Origin of the sequence: Pseudomonas sp. DE0010 (genome assembly GCF_007680745.1) — a bacterium.
In the GTDB taxonomy this organism is placed as follows: Bacteria; Pseudomonadota; Gammaproteobacteria; order Pseudomonadales; family Pseudomonadaceae; genus Aquipseudomonas; species Aquipseudomonas parafulva_B.
In genome coordinates, this window is record NZ_VEJQ01000013.1 from 59362 (window position 1) to 78729 (window position 19368).

At 63.7% G+C, this 19368-nt stretch carries 16 protein-coding genes and 1 pseudogene; 11 read left to right on the forward strand and 6 right to left on the reverse strand.

Translation table 11 applies throughout. The features are described 5' to 3' along the window. Position 1: 1 nt before the first annotated feature. Positions 2-448: a type VI secretion system baseplate subunit TssE gene (gene tssE, locus FS767_RS12005; RefSeq protein ID WP_144965761.1), complete on the forward strand. Its 447-nt coding sequence runs from the start codon at positions 2-4 to the stop codon at positions 446-448. An 11-nt stretch (positions 449-459) separates the two neighbouring features. Next, entirely contained in the window at positions 460-1626 is a 1167-nt protein-coding gene (locus tag FS767_RS12010) for an OmpA family protein (RefSeq protein ID WP_144965769.1), read from the forward strand. Positions 1627-1944: 318 nt separating this feature from the next. Here FS767_RS12010 and FS767_RS12015 read toward each other — a convergent pair whose 3' ends face one another. Then, on the reverse strand, positions 1945-3330 hold the full coding sequence (locus tag FS767_RS12015) for an aldehyde dehydrogenase family protein (RefSeq protein WP_058604545.1): 1386 nt from the start codon (positions 3328-3330) through the stop codon (positions 1945-1947). 106 nt (positions 3331-3436) lie between these two features. Between FS767_RS12015 and FS767_RS12020 the strand changes: the two genes are divergently transcribed. Then, the gene (locus tag FS767_RS12020; protein WP_058604546.1) at positions 3437-4306 is read left to right on the forward strand and encodes a LysR family transcriptional regulator; all 870 of its coding nucleotides are present in this window, start codon (positions 3437-3439) and stop codon (positions 4304-4306) included. Positions 4307-4671: 365 nt separating this feature from the next. Further along, entirely contained in the window at positions 4672-5193 is a 522-nt protein-coding gene (locus FS767_RS12025) for an acyloxyacyl hydrolase (protein ID WP_144965771.1), read from the forward strand. Positions 5194-5244: 51 nt separating this feature from the next. Here the strand turns inward: FS767_RS12025 and FS767_RS12030 are convergent, their stop codons facing one another. Then, the gene (locus FS767_RS12030) at positions 5245-7380 is read right to left on the reverse strand and encodes a TonB-dependent siderophore receptor (protein ID WP_144965773.1); all 2136 of its coding nucleotides are present in this window, start codon (positions 7378-7380) and stop codon (positions 5245-5247) included. A 136-nt stretch (positions 7381-7516) separates the two neighbouring features. Continuing rightward, entirely contained in the window at positions 7517-8044 is a 528-nt protein-coding gene (locus FS767_RS12035; RefSeq protein ID WP_371921589.1) for a helix-turn-helix transcriptional regulator, read from the reverse strand. On the opposite strand from FS767_RS12035, the pseudogene FS767_RS23505 reads away from it, so the two are divergent. Further along, a pseudogene (locus tag FS767_RS23505) lies at positions 7952-8182 on the forward strand (condensation domain-containing protein); the annotation flags it as partial. The gene FS767_RS12035 and the pseudogene FS767_RS23505 sit on opposite strands and share 93 nt — an antisense overlap. On the opposite strand, the gene FS767_RS22845 reads toward FS767_RS23505, so the two are convergent. After that, positions 8136-8771: a LuxR family transcriptional regulator gene (locus FS767_RS22845; RefSeq protein ID WP_167338737.1), complete on the reverse strand. Its 636-nt coding sequence runs from the start codon at positions 8769-8771 to the stop codon at positions 8136-8138. The pseudogene FS767_RS23505 and the gene FS767_RS22845 overlap by 47 nt on opposite strands. A 213-nt stretch (positions 8772-8984) precedes the next feature. On the opposite strand from FS767_RS22845, the gene hisN reads away from it, so the two are divergent. Both hisN and FS767_RS12050 read left to right on the forward strand, forming a co-directional pair. Beyond that, on the forward strand, positions 8985-9776 hold the full coding sequence (hisN, locus tag FS767_RS12045) for a histidinol-phosphatase (RefSeq protein ID WP_144965775.1): 792 nt from the start codon (positions 8985-8987) through the stop codon (positions 9774-9776). Between the two features lie 113 nt (positions 9777-9889). Next, on the forward strand, positions 9890-10621 hold the full coding sequence (locus FS767_RS12050) for a hypothetical protein (protein WP_058639248.1): 732 nt from the start codon (positions 9890-9892) through the stop codon (positions 10619-10621). Here the strand turns inward: FS767_RS12050 and FS767_RS12055 are convergent. Continuing rightward, positions 10572-11516, reverse strand: coding sequence for an alpha/beta hydrolase (locus tag FS767_RS12055; RefSeq protein ID WP_058604556.1), 945 nt, complete (start codon positions 11514-11516; stop codon positions 10572-10574). The two genes, FS767_RS12050 and FS767_RS12055, sit on opposite strands and share 50 nt — an antisense overlap. 223 nt (positions 11517-11739) lie before the next feature. Between FS767_RS12055 and FS767_RS12060 the strand changes: the two genes are divergently transcribed. From FS767_RS12060 to aldA, 4 genes are all read left to right on the forward strand, one after another. Further along, the gene (locus FS767_RS12060; protein WP_144965777.1) at positions 11740-12813 is read left to right on the forward strand and encodes a metal-dependent hydrolase; all 1074 of its coding nucleotides are present in this window, start codon (positions 11740-11742) and stop codon (positions 12811-12813) included. 5 nt (positions 12814-12818) lie between these two features. Next, positions 12819-13523, forward strand: coding sequence for a TraX family protein (locus FS767_RS12065; protein WP_144965779.1), 705 nt, complete (start codon positions 12819-12821; stop codon positions 13521-13523). Positions 13524-13719: 196 nt separating this feature from the next. Next, positions 13720-15888: a PQQ-dependent dehydrogenase, methanol/ethanol family gene (locus FS767_RS12070; RefSeq protein ID WP_144965781.1), complete on the forward strand. Its 2169-nt coding sequence runs from the start codon at positions 13720-13722 to the stop codon at positions 15886-15888. A gap of 7 nt (positions 15889-15895) precedes the next feature. Continuing rightward, a complete protein-coding gene (gene aldA, locus FS767_RS12075; protein WP_144965783.1) occupies positions 15896-17329 on the forward strand; it encodes an aldehyde dehydrogenase in 1434 nt (477 codons plus the stop codon). Positions 17330-17375: 46 nt separating this feature from the next. Here aldA and FS767_RS12080 read toward each other — a convergent pair whose 3' ends face one another. Then, positions 17376-19292, reverse strand: a complete 1917-nt coding sequence (locus FS767_RS12080) for a sigma-54-dependent Fis family transcriptional regulator (RefSeq protein ID WP_144965785.1) — start codon at positions 19290-19292, stop codon at positions 17376-17378. Positions 19293-19368 lie beyond the last annotated feature (76 nt).

Here is a 19368-nt window from a genome sequence, read left to right on the forward strand (position 1 = left end):
CATGCCTGAAACCAGTCCTTCCATTTACGAAATCCTGTTGCAGAACTTCCGCGGTGAGCTAGCGCTGAGCCAGGTGAATGAAGATGACCAGTTGACCCTCTCTGTGCTGGACAACATTCAACGCATTCTCAACAGCCGTGCAGGTTCACTCTCGCATCTGCCCGACTATGGCTTGCCGGATATGGGCACGGTGCTGCAAGGGCTACCGGCTTCAGCCCATGGCTTGATGAACGACATCGCCCGAACGTTGCGCCGTTATGAGCCACGGCTGGCGCAGGTGAGCGTGCATCTGATGCCTCAGTCCCGCCCTAGCCATCTTGACTATGCCCTTGACGTACTCATCAAGGGCGGCGGCAGGGCGTTCTTTGGGACCACGCTCGGGGTCGAAGGCAGGGTTGTGGTGCGTCACCTCAAGCAGGAAGGCTACCTTCCCGTGCAATGGAACTGACAGGGGGCCAGATGACGACGCTTTTTGAGATGCATGTTCGCCTGGGTGGTAATCCGGGCGACTTCGATGAGTTCAAGAGGCTGCACGGTGAGTTGGCAAAGCTCAATCACCCTGCCTGCCCAGACGTGGACTGGGCAAAAGTCGAGGGGCTGTGCCTGCGGCTATTCGAGCTGAACGGGGTTGAACTGCAGACTGCGGTGGCTTTTGTGCTTGCGCGTAGCTACCGCACGGGGTTGGCGGGCTTGACTGAAGGCGTGGCGCTGCTCGGGGCACTGAGCGATGAGTGGCCGCACTTGTGGCCAGTGCAGGCGTCAGCTCGTATCGATCTCCTGGCTTGGCTGTTTGCTCAATTGCATCCATGGGTACGCCGGGTGGAGTGGGGCACGTCAAACTCGGCAGTGCTGAGCAATCTGGTTGTCGAGCTGAACCGGCTGGAGCATCGCTTGGAACGCCTCGGTCATGCGCCATTGGTGTCGCTGCAGGTCTTGCGCAATCAGATAGTCAGCCTTCTGCAACGCGTGTCGGGAAGCCGAGCGGCGCCAATGCCGCTTGCGCTGCAATCCTGGGCGACGGTTGCTGAGCCTTCCATTACGCCTCACATGGCTGCTGTCGTTTCTGCGCCTTCGGCTTATACATTCGTTGTCGAGCCTTCGGTGCAGAAGCGTGTCGTATTGCCATGGTTGCTGACATTGATGGTCACGATTGCATCCTTGGGGTGGTGGGGCTGGCAAGAGTGGGCAGCCAGGCAAGCAGAAGGACCCCCTACGCCTGATCCTATCCAACTCGACAGCTTGACCCTGTTCGATCCCGGCAGCGCTGAACTCAAACCCGGCTCAACCAAGCTGTTGATCAATGCTCTGGTTGGAATCAAGGCTCAACCAGGCTGGCTGATCGTTATTTCCGGACATGCGGATGCGCGGGGGGATGCTGCCAGGAATCTAGATCTTTCTCGTGCCCGCGCCTCTGCTGTTCGCGACTGGATGCAGCGCATGGGCGATATTGCGGACAGTTGCTTCGCTGTCCAAGGTGTCGCAGCCAGTCAGCCGGTCAGCAGCAATGACACCCTCAATGGTCGCGCAGAGAATCGTCGGGTGGACATTCGCCTGGTACCTCAGCGAGATGCATGCGGTGAGCTGGAGGCGGTAGGGCGTTCGACTCGGGGAAAGGAGCCTGCGTGATGGCTAATCCAGGCCATTTAGCAACTAGACTCGCAGGCGCGTAACGTGCGCAAGGATGTACCGGGCATCCTGGAGTCAGCGGGCACTCTAGATCGCCGGGGCCGCTGCGCGGCCCGTCGCGGTGCAAGACCGCTCCTACAGGGACCGCGTAACCCTGAGCCGGGCGCTGCGTCTAGGGTGACTGTCTTGCCCCTTACATGAAACCCACCGGCTCGCGTGTAGGAGCGGTCTTGTACCGCGATGGGGACGCGCAGCGGCCCCCGACGGTGTAAAACGCGAAGCTAACCCCGCAACACGGCATCCAAGCCTGCCAGCGCCTCAGTTGCGATCCAACCACACCGTCTGCACATTGGTGAACTCACGCACGCCAAAATGCGACAGTTCACGCCCAAACCCGCTTTTCTTCACCCCGCCGAAGGCGACACGGGGGTCGGAGGCGCAGTAGCCATTGATGAACACCGCACCGGTCTCCAGCGCCGACGTCATGCGCTCGGCCAAGGCATAGTCGGCGGTGTAGATGGTCGAAGCCAGGCCAAACTCGCTGTCGTTGGCCAACGCCACGGCATGGTCGGCATCCCGCGCGGTGGTGATCGCCGCAACCGGGCCGAACAGTTCCTGCCTGAAGGCTGTCATCTGCGGCGTCACATCCCCCAGCACGGTCGGTGCGTAAACGTTGGCCACACCTTCGACCTTGTGACCGCCGAGCAACAACGTAGCGCCCTCGGCAAGGCTGGCCTGCACCTGGCCATCGAGCTCGTCGCGCAAATCGTAGCGGGCCATGGGGCCGATATAGGTCGCCTCTTCAAGCGGGTTGCCCACCTTCAAGGCCTGCGTTGCTTCAACGAACTTGCGTGTGAAGGCCTCGGCGATGCTCTGCTCGACGATAAAGCGCTTGGCGGCCGCGCACACTTGCCCGGTGTTCTGGTACCGCCCGATCACTGCTGCCTGCACGGCTGCATCCAGATCGGCATCGGCCAGCACGATAAAAGGGTCCGAGCCGCCCAGTTCCAGTACGCACTTCTTCAGCGCAGCACCGGCTTGAGCACCGATCGCCATGCCAGCGCGCACGCTGCCGGTCAAGGTCACCGCGGCAATGCGCGGGTCGTTGATGGCGCGAGTCACACCGTCGGGTGTCACGTTGAGCACCTCGAACACACCCTCCGGTACGCCCGCGTCCTTGAACAGCTTGTCCAGCAGGTAGGCGCTGCCCATCACATTGGGGGCATGCTTGAGCACGTAGGTATTACCCGCCAGAATCGCCGGTACCGCGCCGCGCAGCACCTGCCAGACGGGGAAGTTCCAGGGCATCACTGCCAGGATCGGGCCCAACGGGCGGTATTCGATGCGGGCTTTTTCGACCTGGGTCGCTTCAGGCGCGAGCATCGCGGGGCCGTGCTCGGCGTACCAGCGGCATAGCCCCACGCACTTGCTGACTTCACCCCGGGCCTGGGTGATGGGTTTGCCGATTTCGCGGCTGATCATCTGGGCAAACGTCTCGGCCTGAGTCTCCAGGGCAGTGGCCAGCGCCAGGAGGTGCTCGCTGCGCTGATCGGCCGACAGCCGGCTCCACTGGCCGTAGCCATGCTTGGCTCGCGTTAGCGCAGCTTCGAGCGCGGCATCGGTGTCGAACGGGTAGGCGCCGATCTGTTCGCCGGTGTACGGGTCAAGGGAGATGGCGTGGGTCTGGCTGCTGATCGCATTCATGGCGGGACACTCTCGCTGTAGGTATGCAGTGGGCTCAGACTAGTGGGCTAGGGCTTTAATGAAAACTGAATAATAATGAGCCACTCATTCACGTTTGGAGAAAGCCGTGGACCTGATACAACTTGAGATGTTCAAGGCAGTCGCCGAGCAAGGCAGCATCAGCGCAGCGGCGCAGCATATCCACCGGGTGCCCTCCAACCTGACCACGCGCATCAAGCAACTGGAAGAGGACTTGGGCGTAGACCTGTTCATTCGCGAAAAAAGCCGCTTGCGCTTGTCCCCGGCCGGCTGGAATTTTCTGGAGTACACCCGGCGCATCCTCGACTTGGTCCAGGAGGCGCGCAGCACGGTGGCAGGGGAGGACCCACAGGGCACGTTCGCACTGGGCTCCCTGGAAAGCACCGCGGCGGTGCGGATCCCGGCCGTGCTGGCAGCCTACAACCAGCGCTATCCCAAGGTGGACCTGGATCTGTCCACGGGACCGTCCGGCACCATGCTCGAGGGTGTTCTGTCGGGTCGGCTGGTGGCCGCGTTCATCGACGGGCCGGTCTTGCACCCGACCTTGGAAGGTATGCCGGTCTTCGAAGAAGAGATGGTGATCATCGCGCCCCTCAACCACGCGCCCGTGACCCGGGCGCAAGACGTGAACGGCGAAAACATCTACGCCTTTCGCGCCAACTGCTCGTACCGGCATCACTTCGAGAACTGGTTCGTCAATGATCAGGCTGTCCCACGCAAGATTCACGAAATGGAGTCCTACCATGGCATGCTGGCGTGCGTCAGTGCCGGTGCAGGCTTGGCCATGATGCCGCGCACCATGCTGGAGAACATGCCAGGGTGCAGTACGGTCAGTGCCTGGCCGATGTCTGAAGACTTCCGTTACCTCAAGACTTGGCTGGTCTGGCGCCGTGGGACAGTCTCGCGCAGCTTGTCCACGTTCGTGAGTCTACTTGAAGAAAGCATCTCATCATCCTGATTCAAAACGATTTTGAACGATTCTTACAGCGACCAGTCTAGGCATCGGTTGCCGGCTCGATGCGTTGGCCCGCCCTCCCAGGGCCTTGGATGGGAAAACCGGTCTAGCACGGTTATCCTGCCTGATCCAAGCAGCAAACGGCTAAGGATCATGAGAAGTGATAGCAATCTACTTCCAAGTTCCTATACAACTGACCATAATCCGGCATTATTACATCGTGTGACCGAAACATGAGATTCGGTTACCAAAAATTTCGAGAGGTCAAAGCCCCAGGCCGTCCGGTCGATGCTCAGCAGGCTGATGCAACCGACCGACCCAGGGTCCAGACTTCCAGCTGTCGCACTTACCATCAGGAGATGTCATAGATGAAATCCCGTATCGCTGCTTCGTTGGCTGCCGCCGTGCTGGCCTTCGCCGGGGCGAACCTGGCCCAGGCTGCTCAGGTTTCCGGCGCTGTCGGTATTACCAGCCAAGGCGACATGACCTACCGTGCAGGCTTGTCCTTCGACTGGGACAAGCAGTGGTTCGAGACCAGTGTTGGTCACCTGACCGGCTACTGGGACGCGGGCTACACCTATTGGGAAGGCGCAGATGCCAGCGGTGCCCACTCGCTGTCCTTCAGCCCGGTGTTCACCTATGAGTTCAGCGGCTTCACCTACACCCCCTACATCGAAGCGGGTATCGGTATTGCGGCATTTTCCAAGACCCGCGTCGGTGACCAGCGCATGGGTTCGTCCTTCAACTTCGAAGACCGCATTGGCCTGGGCTTGAAGTTGCCGTCGGAGCAGAAGGTCGGCATCCGCGCCATCCATTACTCCAACGCCGGCATCCGCCAGCCCAACGATGGCATCGAGTCGTACTCGCTGTTCTACAGCAAAGGCTTCTGATAATCAGCCTGGCGCGGCGGCTGCCTTGCCGCCGAGCCGGCCGAGTGCTTGTCAGAAGGTGTAGGCCACCCCGGCCTGCACCGTACGAGGCGCGCCGGGATAGGCGTAGGTGTTGAACGAGCCTTCGTCATAGCCCTTGTTGAACAGGTTCTTCACGTCCAGGTTCAGGCGTACGTGCTCGTTGACCTTGTAGAAGCCTAGCAGGTCCACCACGCTGTAGCGCTCCATGGTGTAGGTGGTGGTTGCGGTCTGGCCGGCGCGGTCATCCACGTACTTCACCCCTACGCCCAACCCGAGCCCCTTGGCCAAACCGTCCTGGAACTCGTAGGTGTTCAGCAGGCTGAAGGTATTGCGCGGAATATTGGCAAGGCGCGTACCGCTGGGCAGGCTGGTGTCCTTGGTGACTTCGGCGTCGACATAGGAATAGCCACCGATGACGCGCCATTCGGGGGTCAGGTTGCCTGCCACATTGATATCCAGCCCGCGGCTGCGCACTTGGCCTGCGGCCACCTTGAAGGTGTTGGTAGGGTCGCTTGGATCGTTGGCCAGGACATTTTCCTTGACGATGTGATAGACCGCGGCATCCGCGCTCAGCTGGCCATCGAGCGACGCCCACTTCAACCCCAGCTCATAAGACTTGCCCTTTTCTGGATCGAAGCCGCCACCGCTGGCGGGCGTGCCGGTGTTGGGCTTGAACGAGCGCGCGGTATTGGCGTACACCGCCAGGGTATCGGTCAGGTCGTAGATCAGCCCAACGCGCGGTGTGACGCCATTTTCCCCTTTGCTGAAGTCGCGGTTGGTGGGCATTTTGTCGTCGTAGTCGTGCTCGAAACGCTCCAGGCGTACCCCGGCCAGCGCCTTGAGACGTTCGGTCAGGGCCACTTGGTCCTGAATGAAGAACGCCCAGGTTTGCAGGTTCTCCTTGTCCCAGGTGGTCGTGCGCGTCAGGGCAGGGCGAGGCTGGCCCAGTACCGGGTGATAGATATCGATGGGGTAGGTGCCATCGCGCGCCGAGGAGCGCTGGATGATGGAGTTGTAATCGTAGTTCTCGTATTCGACGCCGGTCAGCAAGGTGTGGCTGAACGCGCCTGTGTCGAAGTGCCCCGTCAGGTTCAGTTGCCAGTCCCGGTCGGTCCACTGCAGCTTGCGCCAGTTGAAGTTGCGCTCCAGGGTGCGACCATCAGCCGGGGCCTTGTTGGCTTCCACGGCATTGCCCTGCAGGCTGCCATCGAGGAACTGGAAGCCGCCAGCCAGCGTCCAGTCCTGGTTGAGCAGATGCTCGAAGCGTACCTGGGCCATGTTGTTGTCGTTGTGCAGCAGGTTGTCACTGCCTTTTTCCCAGATGTAGGTGTCCCGCGAGGCGCTGCGCGGTTGGCTGGCGTAGCGGGTCAGGCCGCGATCAAGGGGGTGGTTGTTGCGCATGAAGTCGCCTTCGAACACCACCTTGGTGCTGTCGTTGACCTGCCAGCTGAGTACTGGCGCTACGTCATAGCGCTCGCCCTGCACGTCGTCACGGAAGCTGTCGCCGCCTTCGCCCAGCACATTGAGCCGGTAGGCCACGGAGCCATCCTCGTTCAGCGGCCCGGTGGCATCGAGGGTGGCGCGGTGCATGCCTTGGTCGTCGAACTGACTGCCCAGGGTCACTTTAGGGTCTGGCAGGGGCTGCTTGCTGACCACGTTGAAGGTGCCACCTGGATCGCCACGGCCATACAGGCTGCTGGCCGGGCCGCGGATGACTTCCAGCCGCTCGACCGTGTTGGCGTCGGGCGCGTTGGGGTAGCCCCGGTTGATCGGGAACCCGTTGCGGTAGAACTCGCCAGTGGTAAAGCCGCGCACCGTGAAGGTGGTAAGGCCCTGGCCGCCGAAGTTGTTGGCACGGCCTACGCCGCCGGCATAGTCGAGCCCGTCCTGCAGGCGCGTGGCGCCCGTATCCTGGAGGACATCCTTGGGCACCACGCTGACCGACTGAGGCGTCTCGTGCAGTGCCGTGTCAGTGCGCGTGGCGCTGGCCGAGCGACTGGCCTTGTACCCCTCGACCGGGCCATCGGCCCGCTCGGCGTCGGCACTGCCGGTAATGCTCAAGGCTTGAAGTTCGATTTGCGCGGTGTCGGGCGGGGAGGCCGGGTCGGCAAACGCCAGGGGGGAAACGGCGTGAAGTACACAAAGCGAGACGAACGTGCGACGCATCGACAGTACGATCCTAAGTAGGGCGCTGATGTTGGAGGTTTAACCGCGCCGCGAAAAATACTACGAATCATTAGCAAATGCATCTGTTTCGGTTTACACCTGTACTCTGTTTGCGCAGACGGTAATGAGCAGGTCGCTAGCCAGCTATCATCCATTTGGTCAGGCCATTACGGCCGCTTACGCCTAGCTTGGCAGCGGCGCGTTTTAGATAGGTCTCGACAGAACTGTTCTTTACATTCAACCGCTGGGCCAGCTCAGGGACAGTGCAGCCGCCCAGCAAGCCCACGCACACCTCCTGTTCGCGCACCGAGAGCTTGACCGACGCCTGAAGCAGGCGCCTGCCGAAGGCTTGCTGCAGTCTGCCGACCTCCGCGTCATCCAGCGCCTGGCAGATTACTTCGGCGCCGTCGTGACCGAGCAATTGGCCGTGATGTTCCACGAGCGGCAGCAAGGTGCTCGAGAGGCTTTTGAGCTGCGACAGCTCTGCCAGCGAAAAGCGTCGCTCGCTGGGCAACCGGTAGGCACTGATCACCCACCGCTTGCTGCCGCTGCAGGACACCAGGTGGCATTGATGGGCCCGCCGCAGGTTACGCGGATTGCTACCGTCGGGTGCCTCGACCTGACCGTTGCCCAGCGGGATATCTGGCTGGAGCAACTCAGCCAAGGCTCGTCCCCGCTGTACAACATTGGCGCCTATGTCGCGCTGGAGGGGCAGGTGGACAGGACCAGGCTGTCGCAGGCACTGGATCATCTGGCTAGCCTGCACGATGCCTTGCGCACCGCCTGGGTGCAGGACGGTGGCTTGGCACAGCAGCGTTTCGCCACCCAACTGCCCGTGAAGTTGATGCGGGACGACCTGCAGGCTGACGCCCACCCGGCCGGTGCCGCCCTGAACCTTCTCGACGTCTGGATGCGCAGATCTGGCGCTCGCGCTCGGACAGCTTAAGGCCGGTCTGGGCCAGGCGCTCGATGAACCGCTGCTCCAGGCTTTCGTGGCTATTGCGCTGCGCGGTGGGTTGCAGGGCACGCAGGTGTTTCTCCAGCATCGGCAGCACCAGGGGGGTAATGGCCTCAAGCCTGTTGCGCTCCAGGGCGGAGAAGCCGTAGGTGGTGTCGGCGCGCAGTACGCGGATCTCGACCCGCGCGTCGCTTGTGCGGATACGGTGCAGGCGCGATGGGTCGCCCGAGGCGGTGGCAGTGGCTTGATCGCACGAGAACACGGTTTCGTCGAGCACGGTGGTTTCGCTCGGCGAGCGTGGCAGCTGGCGGATCTGCGTGGCGTCGATGCACAGGTGAGCCTGAATCAGGTCATGCAACAGGCGGGGGAACTGACGGCTGCCGGTGCTGGCAATGATCTTGCCGATCTGCGGATAAATGGAATTGATGCTCATCGAATCGTCCTTGAGGCCAGGGCAGAAACCCGGCTGTGGTGCAAGCCCTCATCCTGGGCCGGCATCGGTGCGTGACAGGTATGCTAGTACAACGAGCGAGTCCTGGCTAAATCAAGAATCGATGATGCCATATTGATATCGTTTTGCGGACGCCATGCCGATCAGCGGGTTTGTTATCATGCCGCCTCCCCGACTAGTACAAGGCCCATTTCCATGCCCCTGAGCGCCGAACAGATTGCCGAGTTCCGTGAGTTTGCCGAGCAGTTGGCCGATGTTGCGAGCGCGGCCATCACGCCTTACTTTCGTGCAAGCCTGGAGGTCGAGGACAAAGGCGGTCGCTTGTACGACCCGGTCACCGTCGCCGACAAGGCGGCCGAGGACGCGATGCGCGAGCGGATCCAGGCGCGCTATCCAGACCATGGCATTCTCGGTGAAGAGGCGGGCGTGGCCGTGGGCAGCAGCCCGTTGACCTGGGTGCTCGACCCGATCGACGGCACCCGTGCCTTCATCACCGGCCTGCCGTTGTGGGGCACGCTGATCGCGCTCAACGACGGTACCCGGCCAGTCGTGGGGGTGATGAACCAGCCCTTTACCGGCGAACGGTTCATCGGCACGCCCGAAGGTGCCTGGTCGGGCACGCAAGCGCTAAAGACCCGCGCCTGCAAGGAACTGGCAGCGGCCACGCTGATGTGCACCACCCCTGACATGTTCGATACGCCTGCGCGCAAGGCTGCGTTCGAGCACGTGGCCAGCCAGGCGCGGCTGATGCGCTACGGTGGCGATTGCTATGCCTATTGCATGCTGGCGTCGGGCTTTGTGGATGTCATCGTCGAAGCCAGCTTGCAGCCCTATGACGTGCAGGCGCTCATGCCCATCATCGAGGGCGCAGGCGGGGTGATCACCGCCTGGGATGGCAGCAGCGCGCAGCAGGGCGGTTGCGTGGTGGCCTGTGGTGACCCGGCCCTGCATGCCCAGGTCGTGGAGCTGCTGCGCGGCGCGATGTAATTCAGGTCACTGCACGGACTGGCGCTTGCCGCACTTTTTTGGCTTTCGGGGCTCTATGCTAGGCCCAGGCCGCCGCGATCCCCGCGGTGGCCGCCGAAAACGAAGCGGTGCCGATGGTAGTGTGCAGTTGCTCCACGATAGTTCGCCTGCTGTTGGCAGGCTCCCTGGCCAGCCTGTGCGCCTGCACCCAGCAGCAGGGGCGCGACATCGTCAACCAGCTGGGCGAAGGCAAACCCAGCGAGCTGTTCCAGACTAGTGTGGACCGCCTGGCCACCTTGTCGATGCGCGACAACCTGCAAAGCCTCTACCTGCTGATGAACAAGCTGTACCTGCGCAATCCCAACCAGTTGCAACGTTCAGGCTACCTGGACGCGGCCACGGCCGAGCGCCAGATCCGCCTGGCCATCGAGCAGCGCCAACCCCTGGCGCAACTGGGCAATCGACGCGACCTGGCTGCCTTGAGTTATGCCTTGAGCCCGGAGTTTCGCGGTGATCGAGTGGGTGCGTTCATCTACGCCATCGGCAGTATGCTGATCACCGCCCACGGCGGGCGCACCGCGTTCTACATGACCGACACCCTCGACCCGTTGTTCATCAACAACGCCGCGCGCAACATCGAAAAAGCCACCTGGATGCTGAGCCAGCGGCAGGACGCCAACGGTGTGTTGTTGCTGTTCTCCAACGAAATTTCGGAGGAGGGCAGCAACCTGAGTTTTGCCGTGGAGTTCGGCAAGGTGGTGGCCCGCCTCGACCTGCTGGCCGAGCTGCTCGACGAGCGCTACCGCCGTATCGGCCTCAATTATGCGCAAAGCCTGCTGCTGATGAATTTCCTGCCGGTACAGTGACCTGCTGCGCCTGGAGCAGGGCCTGGATTGCCTTGCGGTAACGCTGCCCGGCCAGGCTCATGCTGTTGTTGTGTGTCGCACCCGGCACCAGCAACAGCGTCTTGGGCTCGCGCGCGGCCTCGAACAGCTGCTGGCTGAAACGCGAGGGCACATAGCGGTCGTCCAGGCCATGGACCAGCAGCACCGGCAGGTCGATGTCGCCGATCTTGCCCAGTGAATCGAATTTCTGCGACAGCAGCCAGCGCACCGGTAGCGATGTATTGGCGACCACGCCTGCCACATCGCCTAGCGAGGTGAACGTGGACTCCAGGATCAGCCCTCGCGCAGGGGCGCTGGTGCGCGTGTCTCGGGCTTCACGGGTAAGCGTGCGCGCCAGATCGACCGCCACGGCCCCACCCAGGGAGTGCCCATAGATCAGGCGTTTGCTCGCATCAGGTTGCAGTTGGGCGAAACGCTCCCAAGCCACGCGAGCGTCCTCGTACACGGTGGCTTCCGAGGGCAAGTCCCCTCGGCTGCGACCAAAGCCGCGATAGTCCACCGCCAGTACCGAATAGCCCATGGCGTGCAGCTGTTCGATGCGAAACAGCTGGCCGGTGAGGTTCCAGCGCACACCGTGCAGGTAAAGAATGGCCGGTGCATCGGCGCGTTTTGCGGGCCACCACCAGGCATGCAGGCTCTGGTTCTCGGCGAAGGTACGCGGGCGCAGGTCCAGTTCCTGAACACCGCCGGGCAGGCCATGGAACCAGCTGGCCTGGCCGGGCTCGATGCGAAACACCAGCTCGCGTTCCTTGTGCTGCAAGACCGAGCACCCGGCGGGCAGGGCGAGCACCAAGGTGGCAGCGCACAGCCAGCTGAACCAACGGCGGCGTAGGGCGGAGAACAACCGGGTAGACATACGGAGTTTGGGGGTCTCGAAAGTGGTCAAGGCGCGGGAACGTACAAGAAGCGTGGCGTAGTTCTATCAAATGCTGCAGGTCATATGTAAGAAATAATACCCGCCGGCGGGTCAGCTTCTTTGCAAGCTGTTTCCAGCGCGAGCGTGCGCACCGTGCGCCGATTGCGCAAGCGCCCCGCAAGCAGGTAGCGTGGCCCGACACCCTCCTGACGAAGGCTTTGTTTTGGACTCGATAACCCAAGCCGTTCTCGGCGCTGCGTTGCAAGGCACATTGTTGGGGCGCATTCAGGGCCGTCGGGCCCTGGTCTACGGCGCTGCGCTGGCCACACTGCCGGACCTGGACGTGATCATCCGCTATGCCGACCCGGTCTCGCAGATGACCTACCACCGCGGCTTTTCCCATTCAGTGTTCGTGCTGACCGCGCTAGCAGCGCTCCTGGCATGGCTGGTGAACAGGGCCTGGCCGGACAAAGGCTATACGCTGTCCCGCTTGTTCCTGACGTTCTGGCTGGTGTTGGTGACCCACCCAGTGCTCGACGCGTTCACCGTGTACGGCACCCAGCTGCTCTGGCCCTTGCACGTGACCCCGCAAAGCTGGGCGGCCGTGTTCATCATCGATCCTGTGTATACCGTGCCGTTGCTGGTGGCGGTGGCCTACGCCGCCGTGCGTGGCACCCATGCCCGCGCAGTACGGTTCATGGGCGTGGCGCTGGCTTTGAGCACCGCGTACCTGGGCTTGGGCCTTGCCAGCCGTACCCTGGCAGAACACCGTTTCCAGGCCGCGCTCGATGCCAAGGGCGTGACTGTGAGCGAGGTTCGGGCAGTGCCCATGGCGTTCAACAGCCTGGTCTGGCGGGTCTTGGCCAAAGCGCCGGACGGCGTCTATTACGAAGGGGTCAGTAGCCTGTTGGACCGCCAGTCGCCAGAGATGCTGCGCCTGAACCGCAACCTGTCATTGGCCCAGGTGCTGGCAAACGATCCGCTGCACCAGCGGCTGCGCTGGTTCACCGACGACTGGCTGCGCTACGACCAGGTCGGCGACCGGTTGGTGGTGACCGACCTGCGCATGGGTACGCCAGGCAACTACACGTTCCGCTTCGACATGGCCCGGCAGGGCGAGCAGGGCCGCTGGCAGACGCAGCAGCCGGCCGTGCACACTGCCAGCGGCCCGCGCGATCTGTTCGACGGGCAGGCACTGGCGTTGATCTGGCGCCGCATCGTCTTCCAGCAACCCCCGCTGCCCTTGGCCGCCTGGACCGCACGCATTGCAGCGCCAGGGCAGGGCCAGGTGGAGTAGCCCCCATGCGCTCAGGCGGGCTGGACCTGGTGAAGTGGGTCGCGATGCTGGCGATGGTCGCTGACCACCTGCGCTTTCTCTGGCCGCAGGCCCACGGCCTGTTCGTGGTTGGCCGGCTGGCGTTTCCGCTCTTTTGCCTGGCCATGGCCATGAACGTGGTGCGGCGCGGGCCTGACACGTTGCTTGATCGCCACCACGGGCGGTACCTGGGGCTGATGCTGCTGTTCACGGTGCTGTCCGAGCCCGCTTACCGCTGGCTGGACAGCGGCTCGACCACGTTCAGCATCATGCCGACGCTGTTGTTGGGCCTGCTGCTGGCCTGGGGCGTGCAGCATACCCAGTTGACAACGCGGCTGCTTGGGCTGGTCGCGCTGGGCGCAGGTTGGGCTGGCAGCCCGTACCTGATGTACGGCCTGCCAGGGGTGCTGCTACCCGCCGCCTGCGTGCTTGCCCACCGCTACGGGGGCCGAATGTGGCTTGTGCCGTGCCTGTCGGCGGTTGCCGGCAACTTGACCAACAGCTGGTTGATGACGCACCTGGGTGCCGCTTTCACCTGGGTCACGCTGACGGTTGCCGCCGTGGCCATCCCGGTCGGCAACGGCCTGTTGCACAGCCGATGGCGTCGCGTGCCGGCAGTGGGTCGCTGGGGCTATGGATTTTACCCGCTGCACCTTTTGCTGATCAAAGCTGCGGGCACTCTTCAGCTGTGACACACCTGTTCCACCTTTGGCCCAAGGTTGACGCAACTGTGTCGAGCATTCGCCCGTATCCGGCCCCTCCTTACTGACGGCCCAAAGGCTCTACCGCGGTATCTCCGGCCGTCAGCCGGCGGTTTGGCACAGCCGTTGCTCTTGCTTGGAATGACGCTCGTCGCAGCGTCGCCATAACAAGAACGGAGAACAGCGCATGAATCGATCAGGCCCCCAACGCCTTGCACTCGGCTGCCTGGCCCTGGCCCTCAGTTGGACACCCCTGGCCTTTGCCGCCGGTGTCGATGGGCAACGCATCATCGATGCGGACAAAGAGCCCGGCAACTGGATGAGCCATGGCCGCACGTACGACGAGCAACGCTTCAGCCCCCTCAAGACCATCGACCAGAGCAACGTCAGCCAGCTAGGGCTGGCGTGGAGCTACAAGCTCGACCTGGACCGCGGTGTGGAGGCGACTCCCATCGTGGTCGATGGGGTGATGTACACCACGGGGCCGTTCTCGGTGGTGTACGCGCTGGATGCGCGCAACGGCCAGCTGCTGTGGAAGTACGACCCGCAGTCCGACCGCAACCGTGCAGGCGAGGCCTGCTGCGATGCGGTCAACCGGGGCGTGGCCGTGTGGCAGGGCAAGGTCTACGTCGGTGTGCTCGACGGTCGCCTGGAGGCCATCGACGCCAAGACCGGCAAGCGGGTGTGGTCGGTCGACACCCGCGCCGATACCACGCGCAGCTACACCATCACCGGTGCGCCGCGGGTGGTCAACGGCAAGGTGGTGATTGGCAATGGCGGCGCCGAATTCGGCGTGCGTGGCTATGTGACCGCCTACGACGCCGAAACCGGGCGCCAGGCATGGCGGTTCTACACCGTACCGGGCGACCCGAAGCTGCCGCCTGAGGACAAGGCCATGCAGATCGCCAGCAAGACTTGGCACGGGGATGCCTACGTCGAGTGGGGCGGCGGCGGGACAGCCTGGGATTCCTTCGCCTACGACCCGCAGTTGAACCTGTTGTACATCGGTGTGGGCAACGGCGCGATGTGGGACCCCAAATGGCGCAGCCAGGCCAAGGGCGACAACCTGTTCCTGTCCTCGATCGTGGCGGTGAATGCCGATACCGGCGAGTACGCCTGGCACTACCAGACCACGCCCGGCGACGCCTGGGACTTCACGGCCACCCAACACATGATCCTGGCCGAGCTGCCCATCGACGGCAAGCCGCGCAAGGTGCTGATGCAGGCGCCCAAGAATGGCTTTTTCTATGTGCTGGACCGGGAAACCGGCGAGTTGCTGTCGGCCAAGAACATCGTGCCGGTGAACTGGGCCAAGGGCATCGACATGAAGACCGGCCGGCCCATCGTCGATGACGACGCGGCGGCCTACTGGAAGGACGGCAAGCGCAAGCTGGTGACCCCGGCGTTCTGGGGGGCACACGACTGGCACCCGATGTCGTACAACCCGCAGACGGGGCTGGTGTACATCCCGGCCCACATCATGTCCGCCTACTACGAGCACGTGCCCGAAGCGCCCAAGCGCAACCCGTTCAAGAGCGTCTATCAGCTGGGGCTGCGTACCGGCATGATGCCCGAAGGCGCCGAAGGGCTGCTGGACATGGCCAAGACCTGGTCAGGCAAACTGATCGCCTGGGACCCGGTCAAGCAGGCGCCTGCCTGGGAAGTGCCGTACATCACCATCTTCAATGGCGGCACCTTGAGCACGGCCGGCAACCTGGTGTTCGAAGGCAGCGCCGACGGCCGGGTCATTGCCTATGCCGCCGAAACCGGCAAGAAGCTTTGGGAAGCGCCTGCGGCCAGCGGCGTGATGGCCGCACCGATCACCTATGCCGTCGACGGCGAGCAATACGTCACCTTCATGGCGGGCTGGGGCGGCGCGTTTTCCACGTTCGCTGGGGCACTCTCGTTGCGTGCAGGCGTGCAGCCCTACGCACAGGTGCTGACCTACAAGCTGGGCGGCACGGCCAAGCTGCGCGAGCCGGCCCCGCCTGCCGATGCGCCCAAGCCGCCGCCGTTGACGGCCAACGCCGAGACGGTCGCCGCAGGCGCTGTGCTGTACGACGGCAACTGCTCCCAGTGCCACGGCATTCATGCGGTCAGCGGCGGGGTCCTGCCGGACCTGCGCAAGCTGAGCGCCGACAAGCACCAGATGTTCCTCGGGATTCTCTACGGCGGCAGGGTGCCCGATGGCATGCCCTCGTTCGCCGACAACCTCAACCCCGAGCAGGTCGAGCAGGTCCATCAGTACCTGATCAAGCGTGCCCACGATTTGCAGGAGGAAGGCGAGGTCTGGAAGCGGTTCAGCGCCCGCCCGGCAAGCCCTTCATCGCTGGCTGACAATGCACCACAGGAGTGAAATGCCCATGAACGATTCGGTCTACCAGAACTTCATCGACAACCGGTTCGAACCCGGTGAGGCCTTGCTTGAGGTCCATAACCCGGCCAACGGCCAGTTGCTCGGTCGCGTGCCTGAGTCTTCGCAGGCCCAGGTCGACCAGGCCGTGAGCGCGGCACGCCGGGCTCAGAAGGCCTGGGCAGCCCGGCCTGCGCAGGAACGCGCGGGCTACCTGCGTGCTATCGCGAGCCGGATACGGGCCAATGCCGACCAGCTGGCCCGGACCATTACCCTGGAAGGCGGCAAGGTCCCGGCTCTGGCCCAGGTGGAAGTCGGCTTCACGGCCGATTATCTGGACTACATGGCCGAGTGGGCGCGACGCCTGGAAGGTGAGGTGTTGACCAGCGACCGTCGGGCCGAGCATGTGTTTCTCATGCGCAAACCGGTGGGCGTGGTGGCAGGCATTCTGCCGTGGAACTTCCCGTTCTTCCTGATCGCCCGCAAGATGGCGCCGGCGCTCATCACCGGCAACACCATCGTGGTCAAGCCCAGTGAGGAAACCCCGATCAACTGCTACGCGTTCGCCCGGCTGGTGGCCGAAACCGGCCTGCCACCCGGGGTGTTCAACGTGGTCGGCGGCACCGGCGCCGCCGTGGGCCACGGCCTGTCCAGTCACCCCGGCGTGGATATGGTGAGTTTCACCGGCAGCGTGGCGACCGGTGCACGGATCATGGCAGCGGCGGCGCCGAACATCACCAAGCTGAACTTGGAGCTGGGCGGCAAGGCGCCTGCCATCGTGTTGGCCGATGCCGACCTGGACCTGGCAGTCAACGCGATCGTCGCCTCGCGGGTGATCAACACCGGACAGGTGTGCAACTGCGCAGAGCGCGTGTACGTGGCGCGCCAGGTGGCCGATCGGTTCATCGATCAGGTGGCCCAGGCGATGGCCGCCACGCGCTATGGGGACCCATCGACGCAGGAGGACCTGCACATGGGGCCGCTGATCAACCAGGCCGGCCTGGACAAGGTGGCGCAGATGGTGCGCACCGCCCAGGCCCAGGGCGCGCAGGTGGTCACGGGCGGGCAGGTGGCCGACCTTGGCAGCGGTTTTCATTATCAGCCCACCGTGCTGGCAGGCTGCGCGGGCGACATGGAGATCATGCGCAAGGAAATCTTCGGGCCGGTATTGCCGATCCAGGTGGTGGAGGACCTGGACGAAGCCATTGCCCTGGCCAACGACAGCGAGTACGGGCTAACCTCGTCGCTCTATACCCGCGATCTGAACGCCGCGCTCAAGGCATGCCGGGAAATCGACTTTGGCGAGACCTACATCAACCGCGAAAACTTCGAGGCCATGCAAGGCTTCCACGCCGGAGCCCGCAAGTCGGGCATAGGCGGGGCGGACGGTAAGCATGGGCTCTATGAGTACACGCGCACGCAGGTGGTCTACATCCAGGGTTGAAGCCCGGCAGTTGCCAGTGCCCCGCCGTCACGGCAGGGCACTGGGCTCAGTGGCCCTGGCGATTGGGTTGCACGATGCCGTGGCGCCTGATCTTGCGGTACAACGTGGACCGCGAGATGCCCGCGGCCTGGGCGGCGGCGCTCATGTTCCACTGGGTACGGCGCAACAGCGTTAGCAGGTGGTCGGCCTCAGCCTCCTCGACCTGCTGCCCAAGCTGCGGCGTTGCGCAGATTGTCCTGCTCGGTTCGACCTGCCCAAGCTGCAACTCGGCGGGCAGGTCGGCCAGTTCGATGCACCCGCCTTCTGCCAGGGCCGCGCCCTGGCGCAGGGCATTGAGCAGTTGGCGAATGTTACCCGGCCAGGAGTAGGCCAGCAGGGCGGCATGTGCAGGTGCTGACAGGTGCAGCCCTGGTGCCAGACGTGCCAGCAGACCCTCGATCACGTGCGCTCGGTCACTGCGCTCGCGCAGCGCCGGCAGCGTGATGCGCATGCCACAGAGCCGGTAGTAGAGGTCCTCGCGGAATTGGTGGGTGGCGATTCTGGCAGTCAGGTCCTGGTGCGTCGCCGATATCACCTGAATATCCAGCCTCACTGGGGTGGCCGCCCCCAGCGCCACCAGCTCCCGTTCCGCCAGCACCCTTAGCAGACGGGTTTGCAGATCGGCCGGCATGTCGCCTATTTCATCGAGAAACAGCGTGCCGCCGTTGGCCTGTTCCAGCTTGCCTTTCATGCCCTTGCGGTCCGCCCCGGTGAAGCTGCCGGGTCGGTAGCCGAACAATTCGCTTTCGATCAGCGCTTCGGGGATGGCGGCGCAATTGAGCGCCACGAAAGGCCGGGCGCTTCGGGCGCTTGCCTGGTGCAGGGCGCGAGCGAACGCTTCCTTGCCAGTGCCGGTTTCACCGCTGAGCAGTAGCGCGATGTCCTTGTCCAGCACCTTGCGCAGGCGCGCGACGGCGTGCTGCAACTGCGGGTCGCCGCCGGCCAGCTGGTCGAGTGTCGGATGCGCGTTGGCAGAGGCCGCCGGTGCAGTCGGGGCACAAGGGCGATAAGCACGCGGCACGCGCAGGCCAACCTCAAGGCCCGTGACCTGGCTCGCATCGTACAGCTGCGTGCCCCGGGCACCGCCCTGGGTCAGGGCCAGCAACTGGTCGATGTCGGCACTCAACACCTGCTCGATACGCAGGCCGAGCAGGGCATGGGGGTTGCTACTGAACGCGGCCCGGTTGGCCCCGACAATACGCCCACCCTCGTCGAGGGCCAGCAGTTGCTCGGCTGCCAGGTCCGCATCGCCGTCGCAGGGCTTGACCGCGAGGGTCAGGCAGTCGCGGTAACGCTGGCGAAAATGCGCGTTTTCGATCAGCCGCGCGTACAGCGTCACCAATTGCAAGGTCAGGTGCTGGGCCTGCTTGGGCCCATCGTTGTACAAGCAGGTCGCGTTCAGGCAACCCAGCAGGTGGTTATGGCTGTCGAAAATGGGCGAGACCGAGCAACTGAGCCGGGCATTGCTGGCCAGGAAATGTTCCTGACGGTGAATGGTCAGCGCCTGTTGTGAGGCCAGCGCGGTGCCGATGCCGTTGGTGCCGGCGATGGACTCGTCCCAGCGCGCCCCTACCACCAGCCCGGACCCGGTGAAGTGCCCGGCGTCGGCAGGCAGGCGGGCATCGAGCGTGACCCCCGCCGCATCGCTGAGCAAAACGGCAAAACCTGCATCCGCCACCCGCCGGGCCAAGCCACTCACGCCCTGGCTGGCGAGGGTCAGGTAGGCCTGGTGCTGGGCTTGCAACTGGCGGATTTCGGCGGCACTGAGCATGTTGTCCGTCGGGTGCACACTCGGGTCCAGGCGGTGCTGGGTGACACTGCGGTACCAGGATTCGGCGATCACCGTTTCCGGGACCAGGCCGCGGTGGCCGAAATGACTGTCGACGAAGGCCGCCAGTTCCGAGGCAGGGTTATGAGCGGGCATGGGCGCTCCACAGTTATTGTTATCAGGGGTGAAGATAACCCTAGCTGATGGCGCGCTACCAGCCCAGACACACGGC